Origin of the sequence: Pseudomonas silensiensis, from assembly GCF_050434865.1 — a bacterium.
Taxonomy (GTDB): domain Bacteria; phylum Pseudomonadota; class Gammaproteobacteria; order Pseudomonadales; family Pseudomonadaceae; genus Aquipseudomonas; species Aquipseudomonas fluorescens_W.
The window spans coordinates 1-13,338 of sequence record NZ_JBNDJH010000026.1; the positions used below are offsets into that span (position 1 = coordinate 1).

At 57.9% G+C, this 13,338-nt stretch carries 12 protein-coding genes and 1 other RNA gene; 9 read left to right on the forward strand and 4 right to left on the reverse strand.

The annotated features are described in order from the left end of the window. Positions 1-306 precede the first annotated feature (306 nt). From QF010_RS27875 to QF010_RS27885, 3 genes are read right to left on the reverse strand one after another with little or no spacing between them, the layout of a single operon-like run. Positions 307-621 (reverse strand): RnfH family protein, encoded by a 315-nt coding sequence (locus QF010_RS27875; protein ID WP_429534339.1) that lies wholly within the window; start codon positions 619-621, stop codon positions 307-309. Further along, positions 614-1,048 carry a type II toxin-antitoxin system RatA family toxin gene (locus tag QF010_RS27880; protein ID WP_033058141.1) on the reverse strand — a complete coding sequence of 145 codons (435 nt, stop codon included), beginning with the start codon at positions 1,046-1,048 and terminating at the stop codon, positions 614-616. Before QF010_RS27880 ends, QF010_RS27875 begins: the two co-directional genes overlap by 8 nt. Positions 1,049-1,055: 7 nt before the next feature. Continuing rightward, on the reverse strand, positions 1,056-2,459 hold the full coding sequence (locus tag QF010_RS27885; RefSeq protein WP_429534340.1) for a sodium-dependent transporter: 1,404 nt from the start codon (positions 2,457-2,459) through the stop codon (positions 1,056-1,058). Between the two features lie 118 nt (positions 2,460-2,577). Here QF010_RS27885 and smpB point away from each other — a divergent pair, with 118 nt between their 5' ends. Further along, positions 2,578-3,060: an SsrA-binding protein SmpB gene (smpB, locus tag QF010_RS27890; RefSeq protein WP_008149046.1), complete on the forward strand. Its 483-nt coding sequence runs from the start codon at positions 2,578-2,580 to the stop codon at positions 3,058-3,060. A gap of 116 nt (positions 3,061-3,176) precedes the next feature. Here smpB and QF010_RS27895 read toward each other — a convergent pair whose 3' ends face one another. Next, on the reverse strand, positions 3,177-3,944 hold the full coding sequence (locus tag QF010_RS27895) for a GntR family transcriptional regulator (RefSeq protein ID WP_008149047.1): 768 nt from the start codon (positions 3,942-3,944) through the stop codon (positions 3,177-3,179). Positions 3,945-4,206: 262 nt separating this feature from the next. Between QF010_RS27895 and QF010_RS27900 the strand changes: the two genes are divergently transcribed. The 8 genes from QF010_RS27900 to ssrA all read left to right on the forward strand — a co-directional run bounded on the left by QF010_RS27900 (position 4,207) and on the right by ssrA (position 13,269). Next, positions 4,207-5,898 carry a lactate permease LctP family transporter gene (locus QF010_RS27900; protein ID WP_429534341.1) on the forward strand — a complete coding sequence of 564 codons (1,692 nt, stop codon included), beginning with the start codon at positions 4,207-4,209 and terminating at the stop codon, positions 5,896-5,898. 151 nt (positions 5,899-6,049) lie between these two features. Further along, complete coding sequence (locus QF010_RS27905) at positions 6,050-6,874, forward strand: (Fe-S)-binding protein (protein ID WP_429534342.1); 825 nt, start codon at positions 6,050-6,052, stop codon at positions 6,872-6,874. Beyond that, the gene (locus QF010_RS27910) at positions 6,871-8,325 is read left to right on the forward strand and encodes a LutB/LldF family L-lactate oxidation iron-sulfur protein (RefSeq protein WP_033058150.1); all 1,455 of its coding nucleotides are present in this window, start codon (positions 6,871-6,873) and stop codon (positions 8,323-8,325) included. Before QF010_RS27905 ends, QF010_RS27910 begins: the two co-directional genes overlap by 4 nt. Next, complete coding sequence (locus tag QF010_RS27915) at positions 8,325-8,996, forward strand: LutC/YkgG family protein (RefSeq protein WP_033058152.1); 672 nt, start codon at positions 8,325-8,327, stop codon at positions 8,994-8,996. Before QF010_RS27910 ends, QF010_RS27915 begins: the two co-directional genes overlap by 1 nt. Continuing rightward, on the forward strand, positions 8,993-11,812 hold the full coding sequence (locus QF010_RS27920; RefSeq protein ID WP_429534343.1) for an FAD-binding and (Fe-S)-binding domain-containing protein: 2,820 nt from the start codon (positions 8,993-8,995) through the stop codon (positions 11,810-11,812). Before QF010_RS27915 ends, QF010_RS27920 begins: the two co-directional genes overlap by 4 nt. 119 nt (positions 11,813-11,931) lie before the next feature. After that, positions 11,932-12,204 carry a hypothetical protein gene (locus tag QF010_RS27925; RefSeq protein ID WP_033058154.1) on the forward strand — a complete coding sequence of 91 codons (273 nt, stop codon included), beginning with the start codon at positions 11,932-11,934 and terminating at the stop codon, positions 12,202-12,204. 297 nt (positions 12,205-12,501) lie between these two features. Continuing rightward, positions 12,502-12,780, forward strand: coding sequence for a hypothetical protein (locus tag QF010_RS27930; RefSeq protein ID WP_429534344.1), 279 nt, complete (start codon positions 12,502-12,504; stop codon positions 12,778-12,780). A gap of 95 nt (positions 12,781-12,875) precedes the next feature. Then, positions 12,876-13,269: a transfer-messenger RNA gene (gene ssrA / locus QF010_RS27935) on the forward strand. Positions 13,270-13,338 lie beyond the last annotated feature (69 nt).

The window sequence follows — 13,338 nt, forward strand, 5'->3', positions numbered from 1 at the left end:
GCGGCCAGTACGACCCACATCCGAACGCTTGAACGTACAGCTTTAGCACCGGCTTTTGCGACGTCACTGACTGATGACAGTAAACGGCAAACGGCCCGACTGCGAACCTGGCAATAAAATCAGCTTCAGAAGCTGAGGGTTTTTTCAGGACAGTCGGGAGCGGCTACTCATCGAGGGCCGAGCGTTGTGGCGCAACGCTCACAATGAGCCCGGATACATTAGCGCAAGCCAGCTTTACCGAAAACAGCCCATGAGGTTGCAGGAGATGGGCTGACCATACATTTTATTGTCCAGCGTTTGAGCGAATCAATGATTCCGGGTTTTGGCCTCAGCAGCCTTGGCTGCGCGCAACCGACGAACTTCTTTTGGATCAGCCAGCAATGGCCGGTATATCTCGATACGATCTCCAGCCTGGACAGGATGCTTGTCCGGATCAGCGATCACTTTACCGAAGATCCCCACCGCGCAACTGGCCAGATCCAACTCGGAAAACGCCTCGCCGATGCCTGACTTCAGCAAAGCCACCCGCACGGTTGTTCCTGCCGGTACCGACACCGACAGGAGCACCTGACGATCAATGGCGGCATACACCACCTCAACGTCGATCACGGCCTCAACCATGCATCTGCTTGGCGCGCTGGCAGAAGGCATCCACCAGCGTATTGGCCGCCTGATTGAACAACGGCCCCAAGGTTGCGCGGACAATCGGCCCGGCGTAATCGAACGACAGGTCCAGGCTGATCTTGCAGGCTTTCTCGCCCAACGGCTTGAACACCCAGACGCCATGCAATTGATTGAACGGGCCTTCCTCGAGGTTCATCTCGATCGAATGCCCAGGCACCAGCGTGTTGCGCGTTACGAAATGCTGGCTGAGACCGCCCTTGGCCACGCCGACGCTAGCGCGCATATGCTCAGGAGAACTCTCCAGGACTTCGGCCGATGAGCACCACGGCAGAAATTCCGGGTAACGCGCCACGTCGTTGACAAGGTCATACAGCGCTTGTGCCGGATACGGCAGCAGGGCCGAACGTTGAATGTGTGTCGTCATGTCAGCGTCACTTCCACAGCTGGGCGGCAAACACTACGAGAATGCCGATGGGCGCCACATAGCGCATCAAGAACAGGGACAAGGCGAACAATACGGGGCTGCGGATCGACAACTCGTCGCGTACCGCTTCACGCCCCATCACCCAGCCAGCAAACACCACGAAACACAAACCACCGAGTGGCAACATGATCCGCGAGGTGAAGAAATCGATCACACCAAAGAAGTCCAGGCCACCGGCCGCACCCCATTGATAGAGGTGGAACATCCCGCCTTCGTTCACGAAAAACTTGGCTTCCTTCCAGATATTGAAGGAAAACACCGTGCCCAGACCGACAAACCAGCAGATAAATGCCAGCCAGAAGGTGACCCACGCGCGGCTGACTTTCGTGCGTTCAACCAGGTAAGCCACCATCGGCTCAAGCAAGGAAATCGCCGAGCTCCAGGCTGCAATCGCTACCAGCACGAAGAACACTACGCCCATCAACTGACCAAACGCTACGTTACCAAAGGCAAATGGCAGGCTGACGAACATCAGGCCAGGGCCCTCGCTCGGGTTCAGGCCCGCGGCAAACACGATCGGAAACAATGCCAGACCAGCGACCAGGGAAACGAAGGTATCGAGCAGCGCCACGCCGACGATGGTGCCGGAAATCGATGAATTCTTCGGCATGTAGGCGCCGTAAATCATGATCGAACCGACGCCCACGCTCAGGGAAAAAAACGCGTGCCCCATGGCAGGCAGCAAACCGTCGAGGACTTTTTCCGGGTGGAAGTCGAACATGAAGTGCACGCCTTCCATGAAATGGCCGGTGGTCATGCTGTAACCCAGCAGCACCAGAATCATCACAAAAAGTAGCGGCATCATGATGCGCAGACTGCGTTCAAGCCCGGCAACTACACCTTTTGCAATGACTACAGCCGACAGCAGCATGAAAATCGTGTGCCAAAGTGTCAGCCTCCAGGGGTCGGCGATCACATTGCCAAAGTACGCGCCGACCTGATCCGGCGTCACCCCCTGGAAGTCGCCACGGCCCATGTCGATGATGTAATCCAGCGACCAGCCGCCGACCACACTATAGAAAGACAGGATCAACAACGCCGTGATCATCCCGGCAAATGCGCCCCAGGACCACTTCGTCGAATGCCCGGCTTCCAGTGCCAATACCTTCAAGGCGTTGGCCGGGCTCTGCCGTGCACGGCGACCGATCAGGGTTTCGGCCAGCATGACCGGCACACCGATCAGCGCGATACAGGCCAGGAACATCAGCACGAAGGCGCCGCCACCATAGACGCCGACCATGTACGGGAATTTCCAGATACTACCCAGGCCCACGGCCGAACCGGTCGCGGCGAGTATGAAGACCCAGCGGCTAGCCCAACTGCCGTGGACAGAAACCTTGTCTGTCGACATCGTTATCACGTCCAAGCGTTCAAAAAAGAGGCCGCATTGTCCGGGATTCAATCAACCTGCTCAAGCACGTAGCGATACCGTAGCCGACTCGCGTGCAACTCCCTATAATGCCGCCCCTATGGCTAAACAGAAGAAACACCCAACAGGGACCATCGCGCAGAATAAAAAGGCGCGACACGATTACTTCATCGAGCATAAGTTCGAGGCTGGTCTGGTCCTGGCCGGCTGGGAAGTAAAAAGTCTGCGGGCAAGCAAGCTGCAACTGGTCGACAGTTACGTGCTGCTCAAGGATGGCGAAGCCTGGCTGCTCGGCAGCCACATTACGCCGCTGATGACCGCCAGCACCCACGTCATCGCTGATCCGACCCGCACCCGAAAATTGCTGCTCAACCGGCGCGAGCTGGAAAAGCTGGCCACGGCCGTGCAGCAAAAAGGTTACGCCTGCGTGTGCCTGTCCTGGTATTGGAGCAAGCACATGGTCAAGTGCGAGATCGCTCTGGGCAAGGGCAAGAAGGAATACGACAAGCGTGATACCGAACGCGAACGCGACGCCGGCCGCGAGTTGCAGCGTGCGGTGCGCAACAAGGGCAAGGAAGATTAATCTTTCGGCCTGAGTGTTGTGGCGCTAGCGAAAAGATCGCAGCCTGCGGCAGCTCCTACATAGATCGCGTATCCATGTAGGAGCTGCCGCAGGCTGCGATCTTTTGCTTTAAATAATCACATCCCTTTGCGCCGCTCCGCCCGAGCCATGCGCTGTACTTCCTGACGCACTTCTTCCAGCACTTCCTGCACATACAAGATATGTCGGCTGGAGACTTCCCGCGCCTGCTCGGCCCTTCCTTCGATAATCGCCAGGTACAACTCACGATGCTGGGTAATCAGCATGTCGCGGGTTTCCGTACGCTGCTTGTACATCCCGCCGATGTTGGTCACCACGTTACGCTTGAGCAGATCGAACAACCCACGAATGGTGTGCAGCAACACCGCGTTGTGACTGGCTTCAGCAATTGCCAGGTGGAATTTCGCATCCGCCGCCCCCTCTTCCGCCCGACTGACCTCGTCGTGACGCGTATAGCAGTCCTGCAATTCGTTGAAGGCCGCGGTCAATCGCTCGCGATCAACGTCCGTCGCACGCATGGCGGCGTAATAGGCGCAGGAGGCTTCCAGGGTATGACGAAACTCCAGCAGATCGCGCTGCGCTTCAGGGTTGCTTTCCAGCAGATGCAGCAACGGATCACTGAAGGTTGACCCCAGCGACTCCACCACATAATTGCCACCGCCCTGGCGACTGACCAGCAAGCCCTTGGCCGCCAGTTTCTGAATCGCTTCGCGCAACGAAGGGCGTGACACGCCGAACTGCTCGGCCAACGCACGTTCAGCCGGCAAACGCTCACCCGCCTTCAGCGTGCCCTCGAGAATCATCCCCTCGAGCTGCTCGACAATATCGTCAGACAAACGGCGCTGACGAATTTGATCAAACCCCATAACTCATTTCTCCACGATCCCGACGGCTCGCCGGGGTCTCTATTCTGGCCTATCAGGGCTGTGTCAGCACCTGCCAGACGGCATTTGGTCGAGCGGACCAGATGACTTCTGCACCACGCATTCGACAAAAGTTCTAGGACGACAAATTGACACATCGCCTACAACGCTTTTACCCTAGCCAACAGCGATTGTAAATTGGTATTACCAATTATCCAAGAACGCTGACCAGTGCCTGACCAACAACAATTAGGGGCCACCCCATATGCAAACCTGGCAACAGCTCTATTCTCCGCTCGGCAGTCTCGGCGTGTCCGCGCTCGCGGCCGTTATCCCCATCGTGTTTTTCTTCCTGGCATTGGCCGTGTTCCGACTCAAAGGACACGTGGCCGGCAGTATCACGCTGGCCTTGTCCATTGCCGTGGCGATCTTCGCCTTCCAGATGCCGGTCGACATGGCCTTCGCTGCCGCCGGGTATGGTTTCGCCTACGGTCTGTGGCCGATTGCCTGGATCATCGTGGCAGCGGTGTTCCTCTACAAACTGACGGTCAAGAGTGGTCAGTTCGAAGTGATCCGCAGCTCGGTACTGTCGATTACCGACGACCAGCGCCTGCAAGTGCTGCTGATCGGCTTCTGCTTCGGTGCCTTCCTGGAAGGTGCCGCCGGTTTTGGTGCGCCGGTCGCGATTACTGCCGCCCTGCTGGTAGGGCTGGGCTTTAACCCGCTGTACGCCGCAGGCCTGTGCCTGATCGCCAACACCGCGCCGGTTGCCTTCGGTGCCTTGGGGATTCCGATCATCGTCGCCGGGCAAGTGACCGGTATCGACGCGTTCAAGATCGGCGCCATGGCCGGTCGGCAACTGCCATTGTTGTCGGTGTTCGTGCCGTTCTGGCTGGTGTTCATGATGGATGGCCTGCGTGGAGTTCGGGAAACCTGGCCTGCCGCACTGGTGGCCGGTTTGAGCTTTGCCGTCACCCAATACTTCACTTCGAACTTCATTGGCCCGGAGCTGCCGGACATCACCTCGGCGCTGGTCAGCCTGGTTTCTCTGACCCTGTTCCTGAAAGTCTGGCAGCCAAAACGCGCCGCAGGCGCACACATCGTCGGCGCCGTCTCGGCTTCCGTGGTGGCCAGCACCGGTGGTTTCGGCCAGAAGCGCACCACCGTGGCTTCGCCTTACAGCTTGGGGGAAATTTTCAAAGCCTGGTCGCCGTTTCTAATCCTCACCGTGCTGGTCACGATCTGGACGCTGAAACCGTTCAAGGCCATGTTCGCTGCAGGTGGCTCGATGTATAGCTGGGTGTTCAACTTCGCTATCCCGCACCTGGATCAAATGGTGATCAAGATCGCACCGATCGTGACCGCACCGACGGCGATGCCAGCGGTGTTCAAACTCGACCCGATTTCCGCGACCGGCACGGCGATTTTCTTCTCCGCGCTGATCTCGATGCTGGTACTGAAGATCAATGTCAAAACTGGTCTGACCACTTTGAGAGAGACCTTCTACGAGCTGCGCTGGCCGATTCTGTCCATCGGTATGGTGCTCGCCTTTGCCTTCGTCACTAACTACTCGGGCATGTCCTCGACCATGGCGCTGGTTCTGGCAGGCACCGGTGCCGCATTCCCGTTCTTCTCGCCGTTCCTCGGCTGGCTGGGTGTGTTCCTGACCGGTTCCGATACCTCGTCCAACGCACTGTTCAGTTCGCTGCAAGCAACCACTGCACACCAGATCGGTGTGAACGATGTGTTGCTGGTTGCGGCGAACACCAGCGGTGGCGTGACCGGCAAGATGATCTCGCCACAATCGATCGCCGTCGCCTGCGCCGCGACCGGGCTGGTGGGCAAGGAATCGGATCTGTTCCGTTTCACCCTCAAGCACAGCCTGTTCTTTGCAACGATCGTCGGCTTGATCACTTTGGCTCAGGCCTACTGGTTCACCGGCATGCTGGTGCACTAAGTACTACACGAAAAAAAGCAAAAACCGACGCCGGACCACGATTCCGGCGTCAGCTATTCACTACCCGGTCTGTAAGGCTGCTGAAAGTTTGCCTCTCTATATTCAGCAGCCTCAGCGGACGGATAACCGGGCCCACCCGGAGACACGCCTGATGAGCGAGCTTTTTTACAACGCCGTGCCGAACGCGACCCGAGTCGCCCCGCCACTGCCCGAGCCTCGGCAATACCCCAGCAAAAAACCGTCACGGGTCTACCTGTTCGGAACCTGCGTGGTGGATTTGTTCTACCCTGAAGCCGGGATGGACGCGATTCACTTGCTGGAACGCGAAGGCATTCGTGTCGAGTATCCGCAGGGGCAAAGCTGCTGCGGGCAACCAGCCTACACCTCGGGTTACACCGAGCAGGCGAGGACCGTGGCACGCTCGCAACTGGCGCTGTTTGCCGGGGACTATCCGGTGGTGGTGCCGTCGGGATCGTGTGCCGGAATGTTGCGCGAACACTATGCCGACTTGTTCAAGGACGAGCCGGACACGCTGAAACAGGTTCAGGCGCTGGCTGCCCGGACTTATGAACTGGCCGAGTTTCTGTTGTTTGTCTGCAAGGTGCAGCTCAAGGACAGTGGCGAGCCAGTCAAAGTAGCGTTGCACACGTCGTGCTCGGCACGCCGTGAGATGAACACCCACTTGCATGGCCGCGAGTTGTTGGCGCAGCTGAGCAACGTGGAGCGAGTCGACCACAGCCATGAAAGTGAATGCTGTGGCTTCGGTGGGACTTTCAGCGTCCGTATGCCAGACATTTCCGGCGCGATGGTGGCTGACAAGACCCGCTCATTGAAGGAATCCGGCGCGCACAAGGTACTGAGTGCCGACTGCGGTTGCCTGATGAACATCAACGGCTCGCTGGAGAAACAGAAGGAAGCGTTGCGCGGCCAACACCTGGCCAGCTTCCTTTGGCAGCGAACCGGAGGTGTTCTATGAACGCTTCCGCGATTATTCCTACGGTTGCCGTAGAAGAAGATTTCCGCACCCGTGCTCACAAGGCGCTGGGTGACAAGCAACTGCGAAATAACTTTCGCACGGCGATGGATTCGCTGATGACAAAACGGGCAGCGTCCTTCAGCGATGCCCACGAAAGAGAACATTTGCGAGTGCTGGGCAATGCGGTCCGTGCCCGTGCTCTATCCAAGTTGCCCGACCTGCTCGAGCAGCTTGAACAGAACCTGACCCGCAACGGTGTGACAGTGCACTGGGCGGAAACGGTGGACGAGGCCAATGGCATCGTCCTCTCGATCATCCGCGCTCACGAGGGGCGGCAAGTGATCAAGGGCAAATCGATGGTCAGCGAAGAGATGGAAATGAATCACTTCCTCGCTGAACAGGGCATTGAATGCCTGGAATCGGACATGGGCGAGTACATCGTCCAGCTCGACCACGAGAAGCCTTCACACATTATTATGCCGGCGATCCACAAGAATGCCGGTCAGGTCGCGTCCTTGTTCCACGACAAACTTGGCGTGGAATACACCAAGGACGTTGACCAACTCATTCAGATCGGTCGCAAGGTCTTGCGGCAGAAATTCTTCGAAGCGGACATCGGCGTCTCCGGCGTCAACTTCGCCGTGGCCGAAACCGGCACCTTGCTGTTGGTGGAAAACGAAGGCAACGGGCGCATGACCACCACGGTGCCACCGGTGCACATCGCCGTCACCGGCATCGAAAAAGTCGTGGAAAACCTGCGCGATGTGGTGCCACTGCTGTCACTGCTGACCCGCTCAGCCCTCGGCCAACCGATTACCACTTACGTCAACATGATCTCCGGCCCGCGCAAGGAACATGAGCTCGACGGCCCTCAGGAAGTGCACCTGGTATTGCTCGACAACGGTCGCAGCCAGGCCTTCGCCGACAGCGAATTACGCCAGACCCTGAACTGCATCCGCTGCGGCGCCTGTATGAATCATTGCCCGGTCTACACCCGAATCGGCGGCCACGCCTATGGGGAGGTTTACCCTGGGCCTATCGGAAAAATCATCACCCCGCACATGGTCGGCCTGGCGAAAGTCCCGGACCACCCGAGCGCCTCGTCGCTGTGTGGCGCCTGCGGTGAAGTCTGTCCGGTAAAAATTCCGATTCCGGCGCTGCTGCGGCGCCTGCGGGAAGAGAACGTCAAAGCCCCTGACAGTCCCCATCAAGTGATGCGCGGCCAAGGCAGCAAGTATTCGCGCAAGGAACGCTTTATCTGGAACGCCTGGGCCAGGCTCAACAGTTCACCAACGCTCTATCGTCTGTTCGGCTTTTTCGCCACGCGCCTGCGTGCGCTGACGCCGAGCAACGTCGGTCCCTGGACGCAAAATCACAGCGCACCGAAACCCGCTGCCCGCTCACTGCATGACATGGCCCGCGAGCATCTGGGCAAACAGGGAGATCGTTGATGAGCGCCAAGCAAAATATCCTCGCCAAATTGCGTAAAAGTCTGACAGGCACCACGCCGGTGCCTGACGAGTTCGACGTCGAACTGGTGACAGCGCCCTACACGTACACCGCCGAGCAACGCATCCCGCAGCTGCGCAAACTGATGGAAGCGGTACACACCGAAATCCATCTGACGTCTGGCGAAGGTTGGCCTTCGTTGCTTGCTCAGTTGTTGCGGGACCGTCAGCTGCCGAGTTTGTTGATCGCACCGACTACACCGCACGGGCAACGCGTCACTCAGCACTGGGCGAAAAATCCTGGCTTGCCAACACTCAAAGCCTACGACCGTCCGGTTGAAGAATGGAAGACTGAATTGTTCAACGACACGCCGGCCAGCCTGACCGGCACACTGGGCGCAATCGCCGCGACAGGTAGTCTGATTCTCTGGCCGACGCGGGAAGAACCACGCTTGATGAGCCTGGTGCCGCCGGTGCATTTCGCCCTGCTCAAGGCCAGTCAAATCCGCGACAACTTCTATCAAGTGCAGCAGGAGTTCGAGTGGGCACAAGGCATGCCGACCAATGCCCTGCTGGTGTCCGGTCCTTCAAAAACCGCTGACATCGAGCAGGTCCTGGCTTACGGCGCTCACGGTCCGAAAGACCTCGTGGTCATGATCCTGGAGGACCAATGAATCTACCCGCGGCTTTCCTGCGAGATGCGCAGCAACTGATTCCCCAGGAGCGACGTTTCGACGACCCGCTGTCGACCTTGGCCTTCGGCACCGACGCCAGTTTCTACCGGCTGATTCCGAAACTGGTGATTCGTGTCGAATCGGAAGATGAAGTCGTCGCGCTGCTCAAACTGGCACAACGGGATAAAGTCCCGGTGACCTTCCGCGCCGCCGGCACCAGCCTGTCAGGCCAGGCCATCAGTGACTCGGTGTTGATCGTCCTCGGGGATAACTGGAACGGTCGCGAGATCCGTGGGCAAGGTACGCAAATCCGTCTGCAACCGGGTGTGATCGGTGCACAGGCCAACGCATGGCTGGCACCGTTTGGGCGCAAGATCGGCCCGGATCCGGCGTCGATCAATGCCTGTAAAATCGGCGGCATCGTCGCCAACAATGCCAGCGGCATGTGCTGCGGCACGGCGCAAAACACCTATCACACGTTGGCTGGCATTCGTCTGGTGCTGGCCGACGGCAGCCGTCTCGATACCGAAGATGCGGCGAGTGTTGTGGCGTTTCGTGAGAGCCACGCTTCGCTGCTTGAACGCCTGGCAACGTTGGGCCGCGAGACCCGCGCCAATGCCGAACTGGCTGCAAGAATTCGCCACAAATACCGTCTGAAAAATACCACCGGGCTGTCACTGAATGCGCTGGTGGATTTCGACGAGCCTGTGGATATCTTGAGCCACTTGCTGGTGGGCTCCGAAGGCACCCTCGGTTTCATCAGCGCGGTCACTTACGACACGGTGATTGACCATCCGAACAAGGCCTCGGCACTGATCGTGTTTCCGGACGTGGAGACCTGCTGCAACGCCGTGACTGTGCTGAAAAGCCAGCCGGTGTCGGCCGTCGAACTGCTGGACCGACGCAGTCTGCGTTCAGTGCAGGACAAACCCGGCATGCCGGCTTTCGTACAACAGCTGTCGAACAATGCCTGTGCGCTGCTGATCGAATCCCGCGCCGCATCGTCCACGTTGTTACAGGAACAACTGGCGCACATCATGGCGTCGTTGACTTCTTTCCCGGTGGAAAAACAAGTCGACTTCACCGAAGACCCGGTGGAAAACGCTCGGCTCTGGGCGATCCGTAAAGACACCTTCCCTGCCGTCGGCGCCGTGCGCAAAACCGGCACCACGGTGATCATCGAAGACGTGACCTTCCCGGTGGAACAACTGGCCATCGGCGTAAACCGCTTGATCGAGCTGTTCGACAAACATCACTACGACGAAGCGATCCTTTTCGGACACGCGCTGGAAGGCAATCTGCATTTCGTCTTCACTCAAGGCTTCAACAACCCGGAAGAAGTCGCACGCTATCAGGCGTTCATGGACGACGTGGCGCAGTTGGTGGCGGTGGAGTTCGGCGGCTCGCTGAAAGCCGAACACGGCACCGGCCGCAACATGGCGCCCTTTGTCGAACTGGAGTGGGGCAGCGATGCCTACCAGTTGATGTGGCAACTAAAACGTCTGCTCGACCCCAACGGCATTCTCAACCCGAACGTGGTGCTCAGCGAGGATCCGCAAATCCACCTCAAGCACCTGAAGCCGTTGCCGGCCGCCGATGAGATTGTGGATAAGTGCATCGAGTGCGGCTTCTGCGAACCGGTCTGCCCGTCTAAAGGCCTTACCCTGAGCCCGCGCCAGCGCATCGTGATCTGGCGTGACATTCAGGCGAAGAAACGCGCTGGCGTAGACACCACCGAACTCGAAGCCGCTTACGAATACCAAGGCATCGATACCTGCGCCGCCACCGGCCTCTGTGCGCAGCGTTGCCCTGTAGGAATCAACACCGGCGAACTGGTGAAAAAGCTCCGCAGCCGCAAGGCAACTCATACAAAAACCGCCAATTGGCTGGAAGGCAATTTCGCCACCGCGCTGCAAGGTGCACGTTTCACCTTGCACGTGGCCAACGGTGCGCGAATGCTGCTGGGGGCGCCACGATTGGCAAAGCTTTCAGCAACATTGACGCGCCTATCCAAAGGTCAGGTCCCGCAGTGGACCAACGCCATGCCGCAACCGGAAAAAGCCATTCGCTTCAGCCCGACGGTGTCGGACGAACGCCCTCGAGTGGTGTACCTCGCGGCCTGCGTATCGCGGGCAATGGGCCCGGCAGCGGGTGATAAAGAGCAAATGTCGCTGTACGACAAAACCCGTGGGCTGCTGGAAAAAGCCGGCTACCAAGTGGTCTTCCCGGACAACCTGGACAACCTCTGCTGCGGGCAACCGTTCGCCTCCAAGGGCTACGCCGAACAGGCCGAACACAAACGCCAGGAACTGATCGGTGCCTTGCTGCACGCCAGTCGCGGTGGGCTCGATCCGATTTATTGCGACACCAGTCCGTGTACGTTAAGACTGGTTCAGGACCTGGGCGATGTGCGACTGGACCTGTACGACCCGGTGCGTTTCATTCGTACACATCTGATGGATCGTCTGGATTTCACGCCGCAGGAAGCGCCAATCGCAGTGCACGTCACCTGTAGCACCCAGCACCTTGGGGAAAGTCAGGCGCTGATCGATCTGGCGCGCAAGTGCAGCAAAAACGTGGTTATCCCTGAAGGCATTCATTGCTGTGGGTTTGCCGGCGACAAGGGCTTCACCACGCCTGAACTGAATGCTCATTCGCTGCGCACGCTCAAGGATGCGGTTCAGCAGTGTAGCGAGGGGATTTCTACCAGCCGTACGTGTGAGATCGGTCTGACGCAACACGGTGGAATTGATTATCACGGGCTAGTCTATTTGGTGGATCGGGTAACGCAGGCGAGGGTTATGCAAGAAAAATAGAACCCTGATGCGCTGCCATAGTCCACAGAATTAGCCCGGCCGTTACCGGGCTTTACCCAAACTCGGCAGCCCGTCCTGATGGCCAGCGATGCCTGGACCCTCAGTTCAAGGAGATACTCATGAAACGTTCTGTACTGTTAGGTCTGTTCGTTACTGTCTCGCTGATGGCGTCCACCTCGTTTGCCGCTGAAGACCTCTGTGCGGTCAACTTGAAAACCATCGAAAATGCCAAGGCACAGACTCCTCCGGAGATGACTGATCAGGTAATGGACAGCGTCAAAAAAGCCAAAGCCGATCAGGCAAAAGGCACCAAGGAAGGGACTGATGACTGCATCGCCGAGACCGAACAAACTATCCAGCAAATCAAGAACGCGAACAAAGGTGCGAAGTAATCCAGCACTTGGCCAACCTTCGGGTTGGGCTTGTGGCCCCCGGTGGCACCCAATATGAAGCAAACCAAAACCCGCCAATCGCGGGTTTTGTTGCATCTGCGGTTGGCCATGTGTGCCCACTTTTAATGCCATTGTTTCTATCAAACAATTTTTTCATAGCCCTTCTGCCAAAACCGAATTCTTGCGTCGTGCCGTAGTCTTTTAAGTAGGCCTCTTCAATCGTGGCTTATTTTCCGACCTCGGCCGAGCCGCCCGCACATACGGCAGCACCGAGACCATCAGCTCAAGGTGATATCCATGAAACGTACCGCACTCGCTGGTCTGTTCATCTCTGCTGCAATGTTGGCCTCCCCCGTATTTGCTGCGGACAACGACCTTTGTACGAGCAAGCTGCAAGAGCTCAAAAACAAAGTGACGTCATTGCCGGTGACCTCCAGCAACACCGCCATGGAGGTCAAAAGACTGATGTCCAGCGCCGAAGCTTCAAAAGCCTCCGGCGACGACAAAAAATGCGTCACCGAGGCCACCCAGGGATTGTCTCTCGCTAACAACCTGAGCAATCAACCCGCCCCATAATCTGCTGGAGCCAACCTTCGGGTTGGCCTTCTGAGGCGTGTTGGCGTACACTGCGCGTGCTTGTTGCTCACTTTGATTCACAGAGCAACAGGCTCGGGGCCGTTTAGGATTCGACGCCGGTTGCGAAACTTTAGGTGCATGCCGAGTTGGTAACAGAACTCGTAAATCCACTGTTGCAACTTTCTATAGTTGCCAATGACGAAACCTACGGGGAATACGCTCTCGCTGCGTAAGCAGCCTTAGCCCTTCCCTCCTGGTACCTTCGGGTCCAGCAATCATCAGGGGATGTCTGTAAACCCAAAGTGATTGTCATATAGAACAGAATCGCCGTGCAGTACGTTGTGGACGAAGCGGCTAAAACTTACACAACTCGCCCAAAGCACCCTGCCCGTCGGGTCGCTGAGGGTTAACTTAATAGACACGGCTACGCATGTAGTACCGACAGCGGAGTACTGGCGGACGGGGGTTCAAATCCCCCCGGCTCCACCACTCATACATCTAAAGACGTCCACGGACGTCTTTTTTTGTGCCTGAAATCCAGCAAATACAAGGGATTCA

Bases quoted from the DNA above. Each gene is read 5' to 3' on its own strand.
- QF010_RS27920 (WP_429534343.1), top strand. From the start codon at position 8,993: ATGAATCTACCCGCGGCTTTCCTGCGAGATGCGCAGCAACTGATTCCC.
- QF010_RS27875 (WP_429534339.1), bottom strand. From the start codon at position 621: ATGGTTGAGGCCGTGATCGACGTTGAGGTGGTGTATGCCGCCATTGAT.
- QF010_RS27910 (WP_033058150.1), top strand. From the start codon at position 6,871: ATGAACGCTTCCGCGATTATTCCTACGGTTGCCGTAGAAGAAGATTTC.
- QF010_RS27895 (WP_008149047.1), bottom strand. From the start codon at position 3,944: ATGGGGTTTGATCAAATTCGTCAGCGCCGTTTGTCTGACGATATTGTC.
- QF010_RS27900 (WP_429534341.1), top strand. From the start codon at position 4,207: ATGCAAACCTGGCAACAGCTCTATTCTCCGCTCGGCAGTCTCGGCGTG.
- QF010_RS27905 (WP_429534342.1), top strand. From the start codon at position 6,050: ATGAGCGAGCTTTTTTACAACGCCGTGCCGAACGCGACCCGAGTCGCC.
- QF010_RS27915 (WP_033058152.1), top strand. From the start codon at position 8,325: ATGAGCGCCAAGCAAAATATCCTCGCCAAATTGCGTAAAAGTCTGACA.
- smpB (WP_008149046.1), top strand. From the start codon at position 2,578: ATGGCTAAACAGAAGAAACACCCAACAGGGACCATCGCGCAGAATAAA.
- QF010_RS27885 (WP_429534340.1), bottom strand. From the start codon at position 2,459: ATGTCGACAGACAAGGTTTCTGTCCACGGCAGTTGGGCTAGCCGCTGG.
- QF010_RS27925 (WP_033058154.1), top strand. From the start codon at position 11,932: ATGAAACGTTCTGTACTGTTAGGTCTGTTCGTTACTGTCTCGCTGATG.
- QF010_RS27880 (WP_033058141.1), bottom strand. From the start codon at position 1,048: ATGACGACACACATTCAACGTTCGGCCCTGCTGCCGTATCCGGCACAA.
- QF010_RS27930 (WP_429534344.1), top strand. From the start codon at position 12,502: ATGAAACGTACCGCACTCGCTGGTCTGTTCATCTCTGCTGCAATGTTG.